We start from the raw sequence: 20,328 nt of genomic DNA on the forward strand, positions 1-20,328 counted from the left end.
GGGGTCCCGTACGTCGGCGACGCCGAACGCACCGAGGCCCCGGCGGGCTTCCTCCATACCTGCGACCACCACCGATGCCACACCGCACTCGACGGGCAACCCCCCATCAGCCGCGTCGGCAACGCTCGTGGTCAATACGCCTGGCGAACGTCGAGGTCGTCAGGGACCTCTCGCCCAGGGCCGGCCTGGGGTGCGATCACTCGGAGCAGAGGTAGTGCGGTGAGCACCGCGAGCGCGACAAGGAGGGCGCTCACCCATATCGGGCCAAGATCGCCGGCACCGGCTCCGAGGGTCGCCGCCGCGACGGCGGGGCCACCCGCCGCGCCGACGTTGAGTGCCGCGGTCGCGTAGGCCCCGCCCATGGTGGGGGCGCCCGCCGACTCGTGGAGCACCCTGGCGATCAGGGTGCTGCCCACGGCGAAGGACAGCGCACCCTGTACGAACACGAGAATGAGAAGCGCCACCGGCTGGGCGGCGACGATCGCCGACGTGGTCCAGCCGAGCAACAACGCCGGGCCGCCGATTCCGATCACGATGCCGGGGCGCCGATCCGATAGCCGGCCCGCGAGAGTGACGCCGGCGAAGGACCCCGTACCGAAGAGCACCAGCGCCACCGGGACCCAGAGCTCGTCCAGGCCCGCGGTGCCGGTCACGATCGGCGCCAGGAAGGTGAACGTGGCGAATGTGGCGGCGTTGACCAGGGCGCCCAGCGACATGACCAGGACCAGCCTGGGCATCGCGAGCTGGGCGATCTCGGTCCGTAGAGAGGGGCCGGCCGGAGCGTCGTCCCGCGTGGAGCCTTCGGCGTGGTCCGGGATGCCTCTCACGATGCCGAAGGCGGCGGGAAGGCAGAGCAGTGCGATCGCCCAGAAGGTCGCCCGCCAGCCGAGCAGCGTTCCGAGCACCGCGCCGCCCGGAACCCCGGCGATAGTGGCCACCGTCGTGCCGGAGAGCAGCACCGCGAGCGCACGTCCCTTCCGGGCGGCTGTGACGAGCGTGGTCGCCGTACTCAGCGCGACCGCCAGAAAGCCCGCGTTGGCCAGGGCGGCGATCACGCGGGTGGACAGGAGAACCGGGAAACTCGGTGTGAGGGCACCCGCGACATGGGCGGCGGCGAACACCAGCACGAAGCCCAGCAGACCGGCACGGGCGGGCCACCGGCGGGCGAGCACCGCCATCAGCGGCGCTCCGAGGACCATTCCGACCGCGAAGGCCGAGGTCAGAAGCCCGGCATCGCCGACCGGCACCTTCAGGCCGGTGGCGATGTCCGGCACCAGGCCGGAGAGCATGAACTCCGAGGTGCCCATGGCGAAGACCGCCACGGCGAGCAAATAGAGCGGAAGAGGCATCGAGAGCTCCGAGGTGAGAGAACGAGAGGAAGACGTCTCGTCACCGCGGCCAGCACCCAGGGGCGCGCGCATCCGCCCCGCTCAGCGAAGCCGGCGGGGAGTGGACTGCGAACTCAGTGGTTCAGGGAGCTGACGGCGTGACCGAAAGCCCCCACCTTGGATGCCTCGGGGCTCGACATGCCCCGAACACTACTTGAACCGATCGGTCGTCACGCAAACGAATTCCGCCCGCAGGAGGTGTCGTCGACGTCCTGCCCCGCACCGACCGGTCGTGATCGGCTTCGCGGGTCAGGCGTCGCCCCGATCGGCCCCTGAAGCCGGCTGAGGGCAGTTGAGGGCGGTCCTGACCGGCTCCGCGAGTCACGCCTTGCCGTGGCCGCTGCGCGCGGTCAGGGCCAGCTCGCGGACGACCTGGATCAGCTCCGCCGGGTCGAAGGGTTTCGTGAGGTAGGCGTCGACCCCGATTCCGAGGCCCCGCCGCTTGTCGTCCTCCTGCGCCCGAGCGGTGATCAGGACCACCTTGATATGGCTGGTCCCCTCATCGTTCCGCAGCCTGGTGGCGGTCATCCAGCCGTCCAGTCTGGGCATCATGACGTCCAGAGTGATGACGTCAGGCATCACGTCCAGCACCCGGTCCAGGCAGTCCTGCCCGTCGGAGGCCGTGTCCACCTGAAACCCCTCCAGGGTCAGGTTGACCGCGATGAGCTGCCGGATGACGTCGTCGTCATCCACTACCAACACCTTGCCCAGAACCTCTCCCACGGCGTGAGGCTAACTCCTCTCTCCCGCTTCCGCGCGGGTTTCCGAAGATGTGTACGCACAGCTATTCGGGGGCGACAGGCGTTTCCCGCCTTTCCCCGAGAACTCCGGGCTCGCCGGACCTGTCGTTGGAGGGGCGGGTGAGGGGCCGGAGGGGCCAGCTGGCGCCCGGTGATCATCAGCTCTCCTCTCCGGTGAGCCGGGCCGGTAGGTCGAACCTTGGCGGCCCACCGAGACCGAGGTCGCGGACATGACGGCCACGCCGGTCCCCGCCGCGCGGTCGATCCTGAGCCACGAGGGAATGGTCTGTCAGGCCGGCGGCCTGCTCCCGGTGGAAACACTGAGAGCAACCGGCCTGGACAAAGGCCTGTCGCAGACGCTTGCACGGTGGCGTGCGCCACGAGCGGTACACGATCCCGGGAAGATCGTGACGGGCCTGGCCGTGACACTCGCGCTGGGCGGAGACTGCCTGGCCGATATCGCGCTGCTGCGCTCCTCTCCGGAGGTGTCCGGGCCGGTAGCCTCCGACCCGACGGTGTCACGGCTGGTCAAGACCCTCGCCGACGCGGGACCGAAAGCGTTGCGGACGATCCGCGCCGCTCGCGCGGCGGCACGGGCCAGGGCATGGGCGCTCGCGGGTGAACGCGCTCCCGGCGCAGGCGGCACGCTGATCCCGGTGGACCTGGACGCGACGATCGTGATCGCGCATTCCGAGAAAGAGCACGTGGCCCCGACCTGGAAGCACACCTATGGCTTTCACCCGATGACCGCGTCCATCGACCGCGGTGAGGGCGGAACGGGTGAGGCCGCGGCGCTGCCACCGCGCCGAGGGAACGCCGGATCCAACACCGCTGACGATCACATCACCGCTGGACGACGTGCCCTCAACCAGATACCAGCCCACCCGCACGAACAAGTCCTGATCCGGACCGACTCCGGAGGCGGGACCCACGCCTTCCTGTCCTGGGTGAGTGCCCGCCACCTGAAGTACTCCATCGGCTTCACCCTCACCGACGGCATCTGCGCCGCGATCCTCGCCCTGCCCGAGGAGATGTGGGAGGTCGCCTATAACGCCGATCGGCAACCCCGCGACGGCGCATGGGTAACCGAACTCACCGGCATGCTCGACCTGTCGTCCTGGCCCAAGGGCATGCGGGTCATCGTCCGCAGGGAACGCCCCCCGGAGCTCAGCTGCGCTTCACCGACCTCGACGGCAACCGCTTCACCTGTTTCGTCACCGGCGCCCGTCCCGGTGGCGGCCGTGGCCAACTCGCCGACCTGGAACTACGACACCGCCGCCGGGCCCGCTGCGAGGACCGCATCCGCACTGCCAAAGACAGCGGGTTGCGGAATCTACCCTTGCACGGCTTCAATCGGAACCAGATCTGGCTGGAACCGGTCGCACTGGCCGGAGAGCTGACCGCATGGACCCAGATGCTTGCCCTGGCAGATCACCCCGCCCGGCGCTGGGAGCCCAAACGCCTGCGCTTGCGCCTCTTCTCGGCCGCTGGATGCCTGGTCAAAGGCGGTCGACGCCTGCGCCTGGCCCGGCGATGGCGGTGGGCGGACCTGATCGCCACCGCGATCACCCACCTGCAACCCCTTCCAGGCCCCTGATCTACAGCCCACTGTCTCGGCAACCAGAAAGGACAAACTCACCCGGGCCCGTGGAACCCCGCTCACCTGGCGCGACAGCTGGGCACCCACGCTGACCAGAGCGGGAAATCAACCCTCAGCCGAAACCTCTAACCGACCACACCAAGATCGAGAAAGATCGAGGCTAAAGGCCAACACAGGCGTCCTTCCCAAGTCGGAGATCGTCGGCGTGAAATCAGGGTTTCTGTAGGGGACAACTCCGATGGCGTACCGCCCTCTCGTGTCGGATCTTGATACGGCGGTGGCCGAGAGCCGGACTCCGTGAATCGGAGGAGCAACGTGAAGAGAAGACGCACCAGCGCGGCCGTCGTGGCGTGCTTGACCGTGCCGTTGCTGGCAACGCCTGCCGTGACCGCCGCCGCAGCGGCCGACGCGAGCCCGAGCGGTCGGCCGAGTTTGCAGGCGATGCTGGACAAGGTCGTCGCAGGCGGTGCGGTCGCCGCGATCGCCGAGGTTCGCGACGGGGACAAGACCTGGCGAGCCGCCAGCGGCAAGGCGAAGATGAACAATGCCCAGCCGGCCCCGGTGGACGGGCGCTTCCGGGCCGGGAGCGTGACCAAGTCGTTCACGGCGACCGCGGTGCTTCAACTGGCGGGAGAGGGAAAGCTGCACCTGTCCGACAGTGTGGAGCAGTGGCTGCCGGGGCTCGTGGACAGGGGCGCCGACATCACGATCAGGCACCTCCTCCAGAACACCAGCGGCCTTCCCGAGTACTCGACGGGCATGATGGACGAGGCGGGCATCCCCAAGGAGCGCTACCGCACCTGGTCGGCACGCGAACTGGTGGAAAGAGCGGAAAAGCTCCCGCGCGACTTCCCACCCGGGTCTGAGTACAGGTACTCCAACACCAACTACATCGTGCTCGGCATGCTGATCGAGAGGGTCACCGGCAGGCCGTACGCGACAGAGATCAGGGAGCGGATCCTGCGGCCGCTCGGCCTGCGGCACACCCGCGTGCCGGGAGCCTCGCCGGAGGTGTACGGCCCGCACGCCCACGCATATGTGCCGGTCACCAGGGGTGGCAAGGTCGTCCCCGTTGACGTCACACGGTTCAATCCCACGATGGCCGGTGCGGCGGGCGAGATCATCTCCACCACCGGGGACATCAACCGGTTCTACCGCGCTCTGTTCCAGGGCAAGCTGCTCCGCCCTGGTCTGCTGAAGGAGATGAAGGATCCCGGCACGACCGAGGGGTACGGGCTGGGGCTGGAGCTGGCGCCTCTTCCCTGCGGCACTGCGTTCGGCCACGGCGGCGGTGCCCCGGGCTACCTCACGGTGGCGTTCAACTCAGCCGATGGTTCGCGACAGGTCACATTGTCGATTACCCCGTTCTCCGGCGACCCTCATCAGGCGGCCATGACCCTGCTGACCTCTGCGCTGTGCCCTTAGGGAGCTTTAAGGCTGAGGTTGCTGAGACCAAATTTTCAGGGTTAGGCCAGTTCGAAGGACAGACCGGTCTCGTTGAAGAAGCCGGTGATGAGGTCGGGCCGGTATTGCATGCGTTTCAGTCGGGTCTTGATGATCGCGTTGAGGGCGTCCAGGCCGGTGACCGCCAGGTTGCCCAGCCCGTTGCGGAGGTTGGCCCAGATGCCCTCGGCTGGGTTGAGCTCAAGAGCGTAAGCAGGTAGCCGATAGACCGTCAGCCAATCGCGGGCGGCGATGTAGGACTGCATCGCCCGGCTGATGTGGGTGTTCACGTTGTCCCCCACCAGCACGATCGGCGCGCCGAGCTGCTGGTGGGCGGCATCCAGCAGGTCGGCGTAGTCGCGTTCGGCGAAGCTGCGGCGCTCATCCTTGTGGCCCCGATGCAGCCGGATCCGGTAGATCAACCGGCTGCGCCGGTGAGGTTTGCAGCAGACCAGGCCGGCGATCGACACCCGGTCCGAGCCCTTGCCCGACACGGTCACCACCGGCGGGTGTCCCCGCCGCGACCACGTGCGTGCCCGGGGTGGTCTGGAGGATCTGGCCGGCTTCGTCGTGGAAGCAGATCCATGCGCCCTGAGCCGCCGCCGTCTTTTTATCCGCTGCCACCGCTCGGTCCTCCACCAGGTGATCGCCACCTCGTCACGCTCGGCGGCCCGGTGCACGCTCATCCGCGGCGACCCGCCCATCCGGTGCAGCAACAGCGACACCCCGCGCAGGCTGGAGCGGAGGTGAAACAGCCGGGCGATCAGCTCGGCGACCCGAGCCAGTGTCCAGCGCTGATCCTCACACCAGCCGTGCGCGGCCGGTCCGGCCCGAAGTTCGGCCTCCAGCCGCTCGCGCTGTTCCTCGTTCAGCCGACACGGCCACCCGGCCGGTCCTTTGGAGGCCAGAGCCGCGGTTCCCCCGGCCTGCCGGCTGCGATACCAGCGGCTGGCCGACATCGGCGAGACCCGCAGCAACCGCGCCACCTCGGCCTGCGACGTCCCCTGCGCGAACATCTCCGTCGCCTGCAGCCGCACCGCCTCACGTCGCGCTCGATCTTTGGCGGTCAATCCACCACCTTCCGGATACCTCATAACTCCGGCATGTCGAACATGCGGTCATCTAGCGGCCATAAGCCACCATCGATGATCTGACTTCCGAGCTTCAACCTCAGTAACGGCGCCGGTGGGCCGCCCGGTTACTTCGGGGCGACCTTGGATGCTCGCGACCAATCGCCAGATACCATTCGGAGGATTCAGCAAGGGATTGTTCCCGTCAGGGCTGATCTGCTGTGCTCTGGCACACGCGGAATCAACCTTGTCCGCGAAGTCGGAAAATCTGGTGTTGCCCTCGCTCCAGAAGGGGCTGAGCTTCTTCAGCATCTTCTTGGCGTCATCGGCCGACTGAAACGGCTTGGTGTGTTTGGCATGGTGAAGGATCGGCCAGACGGCCTTCCGGGCGGTTCTGGTCGTGCGGCACTCGTGGTCGAGTCAGATTTCTCCGCTGCGGATGCCCGTCAGGAAGTTGTTCCAGGCTGTGGGGGAGAAGATCAGTGCGGGGCCGGCTGGGTCCTTGCTGTCACGGACGGCGATGAGACCGGGCCGGTTGTGGCCACCTCGACGCAGTCGTTGCCAGTGCCTGAATGGCTGCTCTTGCGGAACTCGGCGTCGGACAGGTCAGGGGAGATCATGTTCACTCCTCACCGCGACGAGGAAGGCCGAGGATTCCTCGAAGGACGGCTCCGATTGTTCCGGTGAAAATCTAGTCGAAGCCGTCCCGGCTCAGTTGGGGATGGCGAAGGTGTAGGACCAGACGAACCGGCTCGCCGCGTGTACATCTCGGGCGTATTCGACCACGTGGCCGTCGGCCGTACGGGTGACGCGACACAGCTCGACGACGGGTTCGCCGGGTGGAAGGTCGAGGAGCAGGGCCTCGTCGGCGGTCGGCATCCGAGCACGGAGATCTTCGGTGATCTCACACGGGGAGAGCCCTTTGTCGGCCAGCACCCGAAAGCCGCCGCCCTGTCCGGCAATTCCCGGTGAGGAGTCGACCAGGGGCGTTCCCTCGACATCGGCCGGGCGATAGTACGAGGTCATCGTGTGGGTGGGGTTGCCCTCGCGGGTCACGACGCGAGCCCGCTCGTACACCGGCGCCCCGGCCTCGACGCCGAGCGCGGCGGCGACGGACTCGTCAGCGGCGACCAAGGACACCTCCTGCGTCTGGTGCCCTTGTTGCTGAGCGGTGTCGCTCTCCTGGACCTCGGTGGCGAATGCCTGGACAGTGGTCTGTTCCCAGCGATGGCGCGCGTACCGTTCCGGGCCAAGCCGCCGGATCGGGTGCGACTCGCGCACGTAGGCGCCGGAGCCGTGCCGGGTGGTCACCAGTCCCTCCGTCTTGAGCAGGATCAAAGCTTTGCCCGCAGTGGTGCGGGATACCTCGTAGCGCTCGGCGAGATCTCGGACGGAGGGCAGCTTTTCGCCCGGTGGCAGGTGCCCTGACGCGATGTCAGCCCGCAGATCGGCCGCTATACGTCGTGCGGGCGAATCCGAATCCATGTGCACGCACATCACCATGCCCAAAGTGTCGTAGGCCATTTCCTTGACGATCAGCCTTGGCGTCCTCTGGCGTCAAGTGTCATACGACACTCTACGACTGATCTCGTGATCCGCCGCTGTCTGGCCGCCGCCCGGGGCCGTCACCGCGACGGCCAGGCCGTCGCCCCGGTCCCGCGCTACACCTGGGACCACGAGGCGCGAGCCGAGGCCGCGATGCTGGAGATCACCTGGCCGGGCTGGCCGGTGCTGTACGGCACCGGCAGCCGCCTCTTCCGCGCCATCGCCACCTGGCCCACCTCCGAACCCCTGATCATCTGCGACCGGACCGTCGAAGGACTGAAGACCCGGATGCGCGAGGCCGAGATGACCGCGCTCCTGCACCGCTGGGCGCTCACCTCCGGCTCGGCCGGCATCGGCCACTTCTGACGAGCTTCTGATGAGCGGGCACGGCGGCCCCGTCCCTTCCCCGGCCCGGGGCCGCCGTGCCGTCCAAGACGTACCGCGCGAAGGCGAAACATCGCCGTACATCGCCATACGGAACAGGCGCGGCAGGAACTCAAGAGCGCTGAGAGTGAACTCGCCCTCCGCTGTACGCGTGCATCGAGCCGAGCCTGTCGAACAACGACCTCTCCGAGCGCAAAGCGACCAGGTGGGCGTCCCGCGAACACGCCAAGACTAATTTCGGCGAGGTCATTCGGCATGTGAAGGCGAAGGGGATTTCGGGCCTGAGCCGCCGCGAGGCACTTACGAACCTGCCCGTCGCAGAGGAAATTCCTCGATAACTCGACGCTGCGGCCGCCCAGCACTATATAGCTATGTAGCGAAGGAGGAGTCAGCTGCCGTTCGCTGTTCATAGGGGGCGTCTCATGGCCAAAGCACGCCAGAACAGGCGTGCCAAATCCGGTCGAGCCAATGCGGCTCCCGCCCCTCGGGCCGAGGAGGCCGAGCCGGCCGAATCCGGACGATGGAAAGCCGTGTGGACGTGGCTGGCGGGAATCCTCAGCGCTGTGATCATCGCAGTAATCGGTGTCGTGTTCACCGCTTGGTTCAACGCACGCGGACCCGACGCGGTCGACCGGATCAGCGGGGAGCCTCCGATCAAGGTCGGCCACGTGGCCGTCGACCACTCCACGCAGGACGCTGCCCTGAGGGAGCCGGTGACCGACCCTGGAGAACGAGCGGTTCTGCTGAGCAGCGCGTCCGGCTCGCGCCATGACGCCGTCATGGCGCGACATTACTGGGCCTCCCTCGAAAAGACGGACGTCACCGTCGTCCTCATCGGGAACCGCAGCAGCCTGCGCATTGTCGACATCAAGCCGCGTGTCCTCGACCGCAAGCCGAGCTCGGACGGCGCACTGCTGGTCTACACCTCCGCCGGAGAGGCCGACACCATCGAACTCTCCGCCGATCTCGATGAGCCGGTTCCCCACTTCGCTACCGCCAAGGACCCGGACACCTCGTATTTCAGGAAGAAGCAGATAGACCTGAAACGGGGCGAGCGGGTCACGCTCTCCATGTCGGTCAAGGGCACGGCGGCCTACTACGAGTTCGATCTCCTGGTCACCGTGCTCGCGGAGGACCGAACCGAGCAAATCACGATCAAGGGACCGGACAAGAACCCGTTCCGGGTAACCGGCGCCGCTGACGCCTACCGCACCTGCTACACCGTCTCCCCGCTCCGTGGCTGGCAGCCGATCTCTCGTGGCCAGGCATGCGTGATCGAGCGGAAGATCCAAAAGAGCAAAGGGTACTGATCGTGCACGGGCGCCGCTCGGTCGCGGTCCTGTTCGCGGTGGTGCTGGTGGCCTGCTCGACCGTGGTAACGGACATTCCGCGGCTCCCGCTCGTGCCCGTCGAGTGGCGTGCGGCGTGGTCGGTGCCTGCGGACGCCGGCACCGGCGAGTCGCTCTTCGAGACTCCGCGCTACGCCGTGTCCGACCACGCGGTCGCCGTGGCGACGCGCCAGGACACCGTGCGGATCCACGATCCGCGCACAGGTGAGCTCCGGCGCACCATCCCCGCCGACCCGGCTCTCACCGTGCCCATCACCGGCGTGTGGATCGCGGCGGACACGCTAGTCGTGTCGAGAGGAACGCCGGACATCGTCGACCACGCCCTGAGCGGTCATGATCTGACCACGGGCGCCGTGCTGTGGCGGCGCACGATCGCCGTCTCCATCGCTCATCCCCGGACGGAAGGTATCGGTGTGTACCGGGGCCCGCGGATCATGGTGACCGAGCGTGGCATCGTGGTGTTGGAGCGGTCGGCCGAGCCTTTCGACATCCGTGCCCTTGATCTCCGGACCGGGGCAACCACGGCACGGATGACGTATCCGCGGGGCTGCCACCTGCGAGGCGCGGCAACCGCCCGATCGGTGGCCCTGCTCAGCTCTTGCGCGGGAGATGAGCGGCGGCTCACCTCGATGGACCCGCGCACACTGTGGCACGGTTGGACGCGTCCGCTGTCGTCGTTCTCCTCGCCACCGGGCGGAGACGCTGCGATTCGCGTCACGGCCAATGCGGAGGGATACGTTCACGCCTCGGTGGGGAACGATGATTTCTTCTACGGGGCGGACGGCCGCCTGCTGTCCACCGGCCCGGAAGCTGTGGGGGGCATGAACCCGAGCAGTTGGAGTCCGCCCTTGTTCGCCGGCTCGTACTCCGTGGCAGCCGACCCTGGCGGGGGCCTCCCGGGAAACGAATGGCCGTTGCCCGCCTACCTGTTCTCCGTTGACTCCGGCACCGGACAGCTCGGCGGATTGCCGCTCGACGTGCCCTACCATCATGTGTCCCTTGTCGGGGCGATCCGGGGTATGGCCTTCGTGCACAGTGATGTCCCCGGTGACGGCCGGATCATCGCGTACAAGCTGATCTACGGACTTTCGCGCGAGCCTGCCCGATTCGGTGGTGTCCCGGCGAGCGCCTGGCCGGATGCCTGCGCCTTGCTTACCGGCCATGATCTGTCCGTTCTCGCGGACGGTTACCGCGCGGTTCCCGGATCGGGTGATGTGGCGGGAACGGCGCCGCCGAAGCCGGCGAAATGCGACTGGATACCGCCCACGGACGACGGCGCCGTCATCTCGCTCTCCGTCGAGTGGGTGTCCTCGTCGAACGCGGGCGCGCGAAAGCTCTTCACCGCCGAGGTCGGCGCCATCAAAGAGGCCAACGCCTTCGATCCCACCACTGAGAGCCCGGGCTTCCTCTCCTATACCGTGGCCGAGACGAACGGGTTCTACGGTGCGACGATCATCAACGTGGGCCCTGTCATCGTCCGGCTGAGCTCGCTCTCCCGACAGGCGGTGCGGCGCATCTCCCCATCGCTGCAGGGCAATCTGCTCGCACGGTATCAGCCAGGCGTTCGCGCTCCCGGCCCCGCTCGAGAGAGCGGCTGGAACCATCCGACCGACGCGGTCGTCTACGCCGAGCCGGTGGTGGTCGACGGTGTCGTCTACGCCACAAGTCGCGATGGCACGGTGTCCGCGCTGGACGCCGTCACCGGCGCGATGCGATGGCGTTTCCAGACGGGCGGCCCCCTGCTGCTCGATCACGTGGTGATGGATGGCACCGTGTTCGCGGCGAACACTTCCGGCAGGCTGGTCGCGCTGGACACCGCCACCGGCCGCATGAGGTGGAGCCGCAAGCTCGATGTGATCAGCGACCTCGTGGCCGCAGCCGGCCGCCTCTACGTCTGGACCAGGAAGTCACCCCTTTCGATGAACGCCGAGGTCGTCGCACTGAACGGCGCCTCCGGCGAGAGGCTGTGGAGCTTCCAGCCGGAGGGCTATGTCGTCAACCCCGGCCCCGTGCTGGTCGGCGACGTCGTCCATGTCGGCAGCGACCATGGCATGGTGTACGCGCTGGACGCCGACTCCGGAGCCCAGAAGTGGCGCTTCCGGGTCGGCGGAGGGCGAGGTCACACTCATCTGGTGCGGGCCGGAAGGGTCGTCTATGTCGCGAGTCCCGATGGCGAGGTGCATGCGCTGGAAGGCTCCTCTGGGAAAGTCCGATGGAGCTCAAGGATCGACGGTCTTGTCGATTTCCGTCCGGTGGTGGCCGGCGGGGTCGTGTACCTCGACAACAAGGACGGCACGATATACGCACTGGACGCCGGCTCCGGCACGCGGCTGTGGAGCTTCCAGACCGAGGGCGATAGGCCCGGCTTCCAGTGGGACATCGCGGTGGCTCAGGGACTCGTATACGCCTGCGACGACAGCAGGCTGTACGCGCTCGACGCCGCCACCGGCGCGGCGCGATGGAGCTTCCCGTTGGGCAAGGGCCTCACCTCCGGCCCCGTGGCGGAAGGAGGGACCATTTACGTCGGACACAACGGGGGAACGCTTCACGCGCTCGACGCCGCAACCGGCACGGTGCGGTGGAGCTTCCAAACCGGCGGCACCATCGAAACCAGACCTGTGGTGACAGGTGGCTTCGTATACGTCGGCAGCGCGAACGGCAACGTGTACGCATTGCCCACGGCAGGCGGCTAGATCCTTCGCCCCGGTCGTCGAGGGCAATGGCGGCGCCGTGCTCAACGTCCTGTCCGTGCTGTCCTGGCTGCACCCGGCCGGTTCCGAGTCCTATTCGGCGGCCAAGGCCGCCGCGTTGGTCTGTGCCCACGCGGTCCGCGAGGAACTGGCACCCCGTGGCATCTCCGTCTCGGAACTCGCCCTCTCATCAGGCACGGTTGGGGCGTATCACGAGCTTGTTCACCCGATCTGGTTCCGTGGTGGTGAATCAGCGGGTTGCGCCTCGGCCGCGGAACCGCTCCCGGAGCTCGCTGGGCCTCGTCAGGGAAGGCCGTACCGCTGCTTGATTGCTTTGGCCTCCTCCTCGCTCACCTGGCGGGGGGTGACGGCCAAGGCCCTTTGCAGGTCGGAGATGATCTTCTCGCCCGCTCCCCGGACCCGGGTGCGGTGCTGGACGAGCTGGGCGTCGAACTTCTTGGCGGCCGGTCCCGTCCACACCCTGCCTTCGTGGAAGTCCCGATACGGGGGCTCGATGCCGCTCTCGATCTCCTGGACCAGCGGCTCGACCGTTCGGAGGGCCTCTCCCAACGCCGCGTGGAGCGGGTTGGGCACCAGCTCGGCCATGGAGTCAGTCCTTCTTCGGGGTGGGGGAAGGGGACTTCGGTGTCGCGGACGGCGCGCTGGCGTCGGTGAGCAACTTCGGCGCGATCAGCTTCATGAGCGCCAGCACATCGGCGGCGTTGTCCCGGCCCTCGGCACCGATCTCCAGCTGAATGTTGATCTCCGCCTTGCCCCGCACCAGTGTGGAGAACGCGGCGTTGTCCTCGCCACTGGCCCGCTTGAAGTAGTAGCCGATGACCCCGGGGAGAATCTCCGGAAGCGGTGAGGCGCCATCTCCGAGTACCTCCTTAACATCTTCCGGGTCACTTGCCGGAGTGAGGTCAATCTGCAGCACTTTCAGTTGATCACCCTCGCGTTGGTAAATTGCACAACCTCCAATACCGAGACCTCTGGAAAGTGTGAAGTCGAATGAACCGCGAACCAGGGGGTTGCGTACCCCGGTCATCAACTCCACCGCCCTCAACGGGATGTGTTCACAGAGGTACGGGGGGGTGGCAACGGTGGGCAGCGGAGTACGGTCGATCGTTGATTCCTTCCCCTGACAGGCCGTCAACATAGCCAGGACGCAGGCCAGTGCACTGGTTAAGGCGAATGCTTTTCGCATCACGAGCCGTACTGAGCGAAGCCGATGGAGAAGCCTTGATCTAGGCGGTTCTCAGTCTCCAGCCATGGTTTTCCTGACAACCCTTCATAGAGCCAGCGATCATAGGCCTCGACCCGCCGATACTTGTCGGTGCTGTTGGCAGCAGTTTTGTCGATCATCTCTTCCTTGGTCATGAGGGTCCGACCGTCGTCCTTGAGGAAGTTGTTGGGGTTGTCGCGGGGGTCATCCCCCTTCTCCAGTCCTTCTAGGGTGGCCCAGGGATGGTTTCGGGCAGCAGGCTCGGCGGAGCCGAAGAGGCCGTTTTTGAGCATGGCCTGAGCTGCGAGATCGTGCACAAGCCCTCGGGTCTTGTCGACGACGGCATTGGCCTCAACGCGGGCGTTGTCCTCCGCCTTGCCCTTGGCTATTTCTTCCGCCACTCCGCTCCAGGCACCGATGACACCGGCGGTGATCGGCCAGGTTCCGCTTTGCGGGATGGCGAGGCCGGTATTGACCGCCGCCAAAAGCATTTTCATGTTGCGCTGCTGAGCTTCGTCCAGATCCTTGCCTTCCTCGATCTTTGCCAGGCCCGCCGCGTCAGTGATCATTCCGAATCCCGATCCGGCCCGTTTGGCGCCGGTCATGAATCTTTCGTTGCCCCGCCCAGCGGCCATCTCAGCGGCACCGTAATCAAGAAGCAAGCCTGTGAATGCCGTCTGAGCAGCCAGAACAGGGGCAAATGCCTTCGGGTCCGCGAGCGCCTCCTTCATCACCTGACGGAGCGCCCCTTTGTCGAACTCGGCTCCCCAAGGGTCCAGTCCAGCAGTGAAGGGATTGTCGGACCCTCGCACTCCGGGCCCGAGGGTGCTGCTGTTGTCTCCCTTCTGAGCGGTGCGGTTGATGTCGCTGATGTAGCCGGCCAGGATGCGCCCCATTGATGCGGCGCTCACGGAGGAGTCAGAGAGCTTGCCGTCCTTGATCCGTACGGCCTCCAGGTGGACGGTCTCCGAGGCGAGTTTGGCCGAGAGGAAGCCGCGCGAGGGGTTCTGCGGTGAGCCGTCGTGGTCGCGGAAGGTGAGCGTCGCCGCCTCCAGTGCCTTGCCCAGGGCCACGCCGTCGTCGCCCAGGCGTCGTTGGGTCAGGAAGCGTTTCAGCATGGTCGGGTCGCCCGCGAAGAAGTCCTGGGCGGCCACCGGATCACGGCTGAGTCCTTCCAGCAGGGCCACCATGACACGCGGATCCAACATCACCCTTCCGCGGTCGGCGGCCTCGATCTTCCTGGCGGTGGCGAGGAGGAAGGCGGTGCTGAAGGTTCCGTGCTTGAGGGCCGCCGCCGTGGCATAGCCCTTCTCCCAGCCGATGTAGCCGGTCGTCCGGCCGACTTCGAGGTCGGACAGGAGTTCCTTGTGCCAGGCGTCGCCCAGCCGAGGGGTCGCCGTGCCGAGGGTTTTCCCAAGGGCGGCCTGCAGGCGCTGTGCCTTCTTGTCGTCCTCGCGGTTCGCGGTCTTGACCATCAGTTCGCGAAATCTCGCCGTGCCCAGCGTGTTCATCAACGTGGCGGCGAACGTCGCGTCCCCCGTCCGCTTCTCCAGTCCCTTCAGAAGCTTCTCGTCGATCTCGCCGTCTTCGGCGGTCCTGCCGAGGCTGAGAGTCGCCGCGTAAGTGTCGGGGTCGTGGCCGGCCTTGCCGTACAGCGCCTCGTCGAAGGCGGCCAGCCCGCTGGGCACCTTGGTGGTGGCGCCCCACTCGGTGAGCTTGGTGCTGATCGTCTCGTTGCGACGTCGCAGGTCGGGGCGGCTGGTCTCGATCCAGCTTTGCATCTCGCGCAGCGCGCCCAATCCCGAGGCGTCCAGGTCGAACCGTTGCAGGGTGCGGCGGATCTGCGGTTCGTTGCGGCCCAACGCGTCCTGTGCCCGGCCGAGCCCTCGCTCGAAGTCGTTCATCCGCTCGGGGTCGATCCCCGAATACTCGCCGTTCACGCTCCGCGCCGGAGCCGCCGGGGAGTTCTGCGGCGCGGGGGAGGGTGCGGTAGGGGCCGGCTGAGCGGTGCCGGTCGGTGGGGCGGGGGGACGCGGGTCAGGGGCAGGCTGGGGCGAGGGCGAGGGTGCGGGATACGGATGGGTCATGAGGACGCTGGACTCCAGCTTGGTCCGTGAAGGTGACAGCTCCAGCGGATATGTTAATTTCAATCTGTCTATCCCGTAAAGATATTTCGTTGAAATAGGCATAACCAATAATTGTGTCGCTTTTAAATAGGTGCACACTGGGTGTAAGCACCCGCAAGTCCTCGGCCCGTGTCGCCGCATGGGTGGACTGCTTCACCATTCTCTTCAGTGGAGGCCGACCTCCGACGATCGCCTCGGCCATGTTCCGAAGGTCGGCGACGCGCTTGAGCAGCGGTGAACTGGCCGGCAAGGCCGCCGATCGCGCTTCGGACACCCGATTCTCCCGCTTCCTCATGTGTCAAATCCTCTCCATCGACCTGGGTGAGGGGGAGGATTTGATGCATGAGTCGTGTTTCGAGAATGCCTGGAAGCTCGACACGGCATGCCCCGTCTGATCCAGACGGCCTGTCCGTGGGCCACCTCCGGAGAGGTGATGGCTCACGCGTTATCCACAGAATCACTTTCGGCTCGTTGGCGATCACCTGATCCCGCCGATCCTGGGGCCTCGATCCTTCATCGAGCCCAAGGAGGGCTTGCGTGATCACGACACTCGTCACTGTCACCATCCTCTCGGCGGCCGTCGCGGGAAGCTCCCCGTTCCCCGCACCCCGCCTCTCCCCGGAAGCCTGCGACGCCTGGCGCCTCCTCCTCTCCCTTTCTTCGACGGCTCCGCCGGACGGCACCCCTCACTGGCTGCCGGAGGAGATCCGCGCCACCCTCTCCGCCGCCTGCGAGCCACGGTCCCCGTTCTCGTCGGAGGCGGGCGGCAGCCGGTCGCCGTCCTCGCAGGGCTCCTTCCCGATCTCAGCCCCGGCCCCGATTCCGGCGCCGGAATCGGGGCCGGGGCTGGGGCCGGTCGGCGAATGGTCGCCGGGGCTCTCGGGGGCGGGCACCAGGTGGGCGGTCAATTCTCCCAATCCGGAGACGGGAAGGCCGGTGGAGCCCATGGAGAAGACGGGAGAGCCGATGGATCCCCCGGACACCTCGGATGTGTGGGCCGGCTCGTCCTCCTCGGCGGAGCGGAGAGATTCTCGGGCCTTCTCCGGGCAGGAGTCCTCGCGGGCGGGCGCCAAGTGGTCCCAGCGCCCCTCCAAGGGGCGGAAAGCTCCCTCCAACCGGGGGGCGGCGTCCTCCCGGGGGAAGATCTCCGGTGGGCGGGCGGCACCTTCACGAGGGAGGGCGTTGCCTTCGCGCGAGAGCGCCCTGGCCCTGCGGGGCCGGATCGCGGCCGACGCGGCACTCCGCCAGGTCGGCAGGCCATACGTGTGGGGCGGCGGTTCGAGCGCGGGCCCGACCGGTGGGGGCTTCGACTGCTCGGGGCTCGCCCTGCACGCCTGGGCCAAGGCCGGGGCCAGACTCGCCCACTACACCGGCACCCAGTTCAGGCAGGGGCGGCGGGTGCCCTTCTCCCGGCTCCGCCCGGGAGACCTGGTCTTCTTCGGCGGAGGCACCGGAGACCCCACTCACGTGGGCGTCTACGTCAAAGACGGTGTCATGGTCCACGCCCCCAAGAGCGGCGACGTCGTCAGGACGGCCGACTTCGCCGCCTCGCCCTACTACCTCTCTCGCTACCGAGGCGCCGTCCGCCCCATCCCGCGCTGACTCACCCTGTCCTCGCTGCCCCGTCCCGCCCCTGGTGACCCGCCCCTCGCTGAGCTGCCCTGCCCCTCGTGACCTGCGCTGCCCCTGGTGACCTGCCCTGTCCCCGCCGCTGACAGCCTCATCGGGCGCCGTCTCGACCCCGTCCGGCGGCGCCCCGTCCCGCGCGGCGCGGTCCCGGGCCGCCCCGCCAAGGCCTGGCCGTCTCGATGACCTCTCACCCTCGGCTCTCCCGACGCTCCCCGACCTGTTCCGGAGATCACTCGCTTCCCTAACCGAGTGTCGGTTTCCCTCAGGATGCTGGTAATGTAATCACGCGTTGGCCCCCTTAGCTCAGGGGATAGAGCACCGGCCTCCGGAGCCGGGAGCGCAAGTTCGAATCTTGCAGGGGGCACCAGCGATCCACCAGGGAAAAACCCGGAGACGACCCGCGGAGACGCGGGTCGTTCTGCTTTCCGGAGTTCCCTAGGCGTGGCTGAAGGAAGCGGGCATCCAGATCAACCTGGCCCGCGGTCGCGCTGCTGACCCGCCTCGACGCGGGGTGAGGGTGCCAGCAGCGGGCGCGGCTGCTCAGAACTCCTCGTCGCCGAGCCGACGACGCAGCCGCTCACGTTCGTTATTGGTGATGCCGGTCAGCCATTCGCCTTATCCCCGAACGATGACTCCGACATCAACGGTCACATCGACGTCGACACCACGGTTCACGGCGTCCCCTTTCTTGGAGTGTGCCGTCAGTAGATCACCGCACGGCGACCTGGAGGTACGAGCCATCAGGTCAGTTCTCGGTATCGGTCCGCGGAGGTCAGGCCCATCCGGCAGCTGCCAGCCGGGCACAGTAGTGCGGGTTGGCCCGCTCGGGGGCGAGACGTCGGCTGTGTCGGTTAGTGGTCAGGCTGCAGGCCGCCTCCGGGATTCACCGCACTGGGCAAAGGACTGTGGAGCCTGTGGCCGGCAGGTGAAGACCCCGCTAACGCCGTTTTCCGTTCGGTTGCACTTCGACCCCCGTGAAATCCCAGAGTTCCCGCGAACCCAAAGGTCGAGTCCAGGCTGTTGGGGTGGTCTGGGAGGTTGTGCACCCTTGGGTTCGCCGGAACCCAAGGCCGTCTGCGGTCAGCCGTTCCCGGAGCGGCACCGGGCGGCGCCCTAAGGCCCGGCGACGCGAGGCCACCCCGGCCCGGCGAGCAGTCAAGGCGCCTGAGCTGGTGTACGGCGCCAACCCCCGCGTGAGCAGGCGTCCTTTGCCAGGGCGGCGCCCAGCACCGGACCGAGTCATCCCCGACCGGGGTCGGCATACGACTTCTCGGCTTCAGCACCACGACAAAAACCTCAACGAAGAGGAAGAGGCTTCACCGATCCCGAGACCCCTCCAACCGTCAAAGCGACGTGCTCTGCACGGAGAACGCCCAGGCCCTGGAGCTATGGCCACGATGGAGGGCTCAGGGAACTGTGGGGCTATCCCTTAATAAGGCGGAGTTCCGTGTCGATGCCGTGCATGGCAGGGCTCCAGCCGAGTTCCCTGCCCGCGGCGGCGCCGGACAGGCGCTGGGAGTAGGTGAGGGCCTCGGCGAACGGCCCCATGGCGGCCAGGGCGGCCTGGAGGGGGAGGGAGGCGACGGCCCCACCGGCGCCGAGGGCATGGCTCGCCCGCACAGCGAAGTCGCGGTAGGACAGGGACTCCCCGTTCGTCGCGAGGTACAGTGCGCCGGCTGGTGCCGTCCGCACCGCCCGGACGCACAGCTCCGCCAGGTCGTCGACGTGGACGAAGGCCAGCAGGTTGTCACCGTCGCCGACGTGGTGCACCCGTCCGGAGGTGCTGACGTCGGCGAGAAGCGATTCCGCGATGAAACCGCTGGCGCGTCCGTACACCATGGGGGCGCGCACGACCACCGACCGGACACCTGCCTGGGAGGAGCGGCGGATCTCGGCTTCGAGGGCGGAGCGCCAAGCGAGGAAGACCGGCGGGTCATCAGGCGTGTCGACGTCGACCTCGGTGGCCGAGCCGGTGTCACCGGTGCCCAGCGACCCCGTCACGTAGAGGAACGCCTTCTCACTGCCAGCCAGACGGGCGAGCACCGCCCGGACGGCGGTGGTGTCCGTTTCGCGGAACGTGTCAAGGTCGAACGCCCGCCAGGCGAAGACCACCGCGTCGGCTTCCACGGCCCGGTCGATCCACCGCTCGATGTCCCCGACCTCACCCAGATAAGCCCGCACGCCCTTCCCGCCCAGGGCCTCCGCCGCCTTGGCCGACCTGGCGAGTCCGACGACCTCGTGCCCCTGCCCGACGAGCCTGTCGGCGATCGCGCCGCCGATGTATCCGCTGGCGCCGACGATGAAGACTTTCACCCGAATCCCTTACCTCAGAGGAGACCATACGAGCGGCGGGCCTCGCTCCTTGCGGGGCGGCTGTCTCCGCGACCTGGCCCCGTCCGGAACAGACCGGTCCACCTCCCGTGAGGTTAGAACCTTGACGCCGGTGTCAAGGCAAATCGGGCGATGGAGCGTGGCGGCGCGGCAGCGGCGAGAAGGTCGCCCAGTGGCGACCGGATCCGAATCGGCATGCCACCTCCCGTGGGGCTCACACAACCGATGACCGGCGCCGCAGAGCTGTTCGCGGCTTGGGCGAGCATGGCTTGTTCCGTCTCCGGCCACCTCGCCTTCACTTTCACAGCAAGACGAACGACCAGGACGATAGACTTTCAGAATTCCCGAAGTCTCATCAACACCTGAAGAAGCCGGAGCACCAGCAGGTAAGTCCAGGTCCTGCGGCTAGAGGGACCGAAGAAGCCCGAAGGAACCCAAGGGTTATTAGTCACTCGCTCTCGGTAAGGAAGGGCGGATTGAGGCACTGATCGTGCAATCGTTGTGAGATCTTTCGCATCACCTGTTCCCGTCGGACGCACGTGGACCTCACCGTTCCCAGACGCTTAGTACTCCAGTCGCACTTAGTGATCTCTGATGCGTTGCCACTGGTAATGAGCTCGCTGTGCTCGCGCCTGGTGGCGTAACCGCCATGCCGACCAGTGCCGGACACGCTGCTCGTCGAGGGCCGGTCGGTTCAGCAGCGTGAGCAGACGGCGGATCTCGTTGGCGGAGATCACGATTGGTGGCCTGGCCGACTCTGCGCCGTCTGCCCGGGGTGCCCCTGACGCATCCGTAGCCGAGCCGCATG

15 protein-coding genes, 1 tRNA gene and 4 pseudogenes are annotated in these 20,328 nt (G+C 67.2%); 10 read left to right on the forward strand and 10 right to left on the reverse strand.

Annotation, left to right across the window (positions count from 1 at the left end):
- Window positions 1-6: 6 nt before the first annotated feature.
- A pseudogene (locus ACFFRH_RS08265) lies at window positions 7-138 on the forward strand (IS481 family transposase); the annotation flags it as partial.
- Here ACFFRH_RS08265 and ACFFRH_RS08270 read toward each other — a convergent pair.
- Together ACFFRH_RS08270 and ACFFRH_RS08275 are read right to left on the reverse strand one after the other, a co-directional pair.
- Complete coding sequence (locus ACFFRH_RS08270; RefSeq protein WP_344744363.1) at window positions 132-1,349, reverse strand: Cmx/CmrA family chloramphenicol efflux MFS transporter; 1,218 nt, start codon at window positions 1,347-1,349, stop codon at window positions 132-134. The pseudogene ACFFRH_RS08265 and the gene ACFFRH_RS08270 overlap by 7 nt on opposite strands.
- Before the next feature lie 360 nt (window positions 1,350-1,709).
- Window positions 1,710-2,090: a response regulator transcription factor gene (locus tag ACFFRH_RS08275; protein ID WP_386155714.1), complete on the reverse strand. Its 381-nt coding sequence runs from the start codon at window positions 2,088-2,090 to the stop codon at window positions 1,710-1,712.
- 268 nt (window positions 2,091-2,358) lie between these two features.
- Between ACFFRH_RS08275 and ACFFRH_RS08280 the strand changes: the two are divergent.
- Together ACFFRH_RS08280 and ACFFRH_RS08285 are read left to right on the forward strand one after the other, a co-directional pair.
- A pseudogene (locus ACFFRH_RS08280) lies at window positions 2,359-3,725 on the forward strand (IS1380 family transposase).
- Window positions 3,726-4,043: 318 nt separating this feature from the next.
- On the forward strand, window positions 4,044-5,153 hold the full coding sequence (locus tag ACFFRH_RS08285) for a serine hydrolase domain-containing protein (RefSeq protein WP_344744361.1): 1,110 nt from the start codon (window positions 4,044-4,046) through the stop codon (window positions 5,151-5,153).
- A 41-nt stretch (window positions 5,154-5,194) separates the two neighbouring features.
- Here the strand turns inward: ACFFRH_RS08285 and ACFFRH_RS08290 are convergent, their stop codons facing one another.
- From ACFFRH_RS08290 to ACFFRH_RS08300, 3 genes and pseudogenes are all read right to left on the reverse strand, one after another.
- On the reverse strand, window positions 5,195-6,241 hold the full coding sequence (locus tag ACFFRH_RS08290; RefSeq protein ID WP_344744359.1) for an IS630 family transposase: 1,047 nt from the start codon (window positions 6,239-6,241) through the stop codon (window positions 5,195-5,197).
- Window positions 6,242-6,661: 420 nt separating this feature from the next.
- Window positions 6,662-6,861, reverse strand: a pseudogene (locus ACFFRH_RS08295) (DUF397 domain-containing protein).
- Between the two features lie 91 nt (window positions 6,862-6,952).
- A complete protein-coding gene (locus ACFFRH_RS08300; protein WP_386155375.1) occupies window positions 6,953-7,765 on the reverse strand; it encodes a GntR family transcriptional regulator in 813 nt (270 codons plus the stop codon).
- 66 nt (window positions 7,766-7,831) lie between these two features.
- Between ACFFRH_RS08300 and ACFFRH_RS08305 the strand changes: the two genes are divergently transcribed.
- The 4 genes and pseudogenes from ACFFRH_RS08305 to ACFFRH_RS08320 all read left to right on the forward strand — a co-directional run.
- The gene (locus tag ACFFRH_RS08305) at window positions 7,832-8,152 is read left to right on the forward strand and encodes a hypothetical protein (protein ID WP_344744357.1); all 321 of its coding nucleotides are present in this window, start codon (window positions 7,832-7,834) and stop codon (window positions 8,150-8,152) included.
- Window positions 8,153-8,592: 440 nt separating this feature from the next.
- Window positions 8,593-9,480, forward strand: a complete 888-nt coding sequence (locus ACFFRH_RS08310; protein ID WP_344744356.1) for a hypothetical protein — start codon at window positions 8,593-8,595, stop codon at window positions 9,478-9,480.
- Window positions 9,438-12,212: an outer membrane protein assembly factor BamB family protein gene (locus tag ACFFRH_RS08315; RefSeq protein WP_344744354.1), complete on the forward strand. Its 2,775-nt coding sequence runs from the start codon at window positions 9,438-9,440 to the stop codon at window positions 12,210-12,212. Before ACFFRH_RS08310 ends, ACFFRH_RS08315 begins: the two co-directional genes overlap by 43 nt.
- Before the next feature lie 55 nt (window positions 12,213-12,267).
- Window positions 12,268-12,333, forward strand: a pseudogene (locus tag ACFFRH_RS08320) (hypothetical protein); the annotation flags it as partial.
- A 179-nt stretch (window positions 12,334-12,512) separates the two neighbouring features.
- Here the strand turns inward: ACFFRH_RS08320 and ACFFRH_RS08325 are convergent.
- From ACFFRH_RS08325 to ACFFRH_RS08335, 3 genes are all read right to left on the reverse strand, one after another.
- On the reverse strand, window positions 12,513-12,815 hold the full coding sequence (locus ACFFRH_RS08325) for a hypothetical protein (RefSeq protein ID WP_386155725.1): 303 nt from the start codon (window positions 12,813-12,815) through the stop codon (window positions 12,513-12,515).
- A 4-nt stretch (window positions 12,816-12,819) separates the two neighbouring features.
- The gene (locus tag ACFFRH_RS08330; RefSeq protein ID WP_344744352.1) at window positions 12,820-13,266 is read right to left on the reverse strand and encodes a hypothetical protein; all 447 of its coding nucleotides are present in this window, start codon (window positions 13,264-13,266) and stop codon (window positions 12,820-12,822) included.
- 149 nt (window positions 13,267-13,415) lie between these two features.
- The gene (locus tag ACFFRH_RS08335) at window positions 13,416-15,374 is read right to left on the reverse strand and encodes a hypothetical protein (protein ID WP_344744350.1); all 1,959 of its coding nucleotides are present in this window, start codon (window positions 15,372-15,374) and stop codon (window positions 13,416-13,418) included.
- A gap of 410 nt (window positions 15,375-15,784) precedes the next feature.
- On the opposite strand from ACFFRH_RS08335, the gene ACFFRH_RS08340 reads away from it, so the two are divergent.
- The gene (locus ACFFRH_RS08340) at window positions 15,785-15,955 is read left to right on the forward strand and encodes a hypothetical protein (RefSeq protein ID WP_344744349.1); all 171 of its coding nucleotides are present in this window, start codon (window positions 15,785-15,787) and stop codon (window positions 15,953-15,955) included.
- Window positions 15,956-16,246: 291 nt separating this feature from the next.
- Here ACFFRH_RS08340 and ACFFRH_RS08345 read toward each other — a convergent pair whose 3' ends face one another.
- Window positions 16,247-16,543 (reverse strand): hypothetical protein, encoded by a 297-nt coding sequence (locus ACFFRH_RS08345; protein ID WP_386155379.1) that lies wholly within the window; start codon window positions 16,541-16,543, stop codon window positions 16,247-16,249.
- 199 nt (window positions 16,544-16,742) lie between these two features.
- On the opposite strand from ACFFRH_RS08345, the gene ACFFRH_RS08350 reads away from it, so the two are divergent.
- Window positions 16,743-17,162, forward strand: a complete 420-nt coding sequence (locus tag ACFFRH_RS08350) for a C40 family peptidase (RefSeq protein WP_386155381.1) — start codon at window positions 16,743-16,745, stop codon at window positions 17,160-17,162.
- A 319-nt stretch (window positions 17,163-17,481) separates the two neighbouring features.
- Window positions 17,482-17,556, forward strand: a tRNA-Arg gene (locus tag ACFFRH_RS08355).
- A gap of 1,055 nt (window positions 17,557-18,611) precedes the next feature.
- On the opposite strand, the gene ACFFRH_RS08360 is transcribed toward ACFFRH_RS08355, so the two are convergent.
- Window positions 18,612-19,502 (reverse strand): NAD-dependent epimerase/dehydratase family protein, encoded by an 891-nt coding sequence (locus tag ACFFRH_RS08360; protein ID WP_386155383.1) that lies wholly within the window; start codon window positions 19,500-19,502, stop codon window positions 18,612-18,614.
- Window positions 19,503-20,328: the final 826 nt, after the last annotated feature.

The sequence above is a fragment of the Streptosporangium vulgare genome, assembly GCF_042428775.1.
GTDB classification, from domain to species: domain Bacteria; phylum Actinomycetota; class Actinomycetes; order Streptosporangiales; family Streptosporangiaceae; genus Streptosporangium; species Streptosporangium vulgare.

Excerpts from the sequence above, each read along its gene's own strand:
- ACFFRH_RS08325 (WP_386155725.1), bottom strand. The coding sequence starts at position 12,815 with ATGGCCGAGCTGGTGCCCAACCCGCTCCACGCGGCGTTGGGAGAGGCC.
- ACFFRH_RS08300 (WP_386155375.1), bottom strand. The coding sequence starts at position 7,765 with ATGGCCTACGACACTTTGGGCATGGTGATGTGCGTGCACATGGATTCG.
- ACFFRH_RS08310 (WP_344744356.1), top strand. The coding sequence starts at position 8,593 with ATGGCCAAAGCACGCCAGAACAGGCGTGCCAAATCCGGTCGAGCCAAT.
- ACFFRH_RS08315 (WP_344744354.1), top strand. The coding sequence starts at position 9,438 with ATGCGTGATCGAGCGGAAGATCCAAAAGAGCAAAGGGTACTGATCGTG.
- ACFFRH_RS08270 (WP_344744363.1), bottom strand. The coding sequence starts at position 1,349 with ATGCCTCTTCCGCTCTATTTGCTCGCCGTGGCGGTCTTCGCCATGGGC.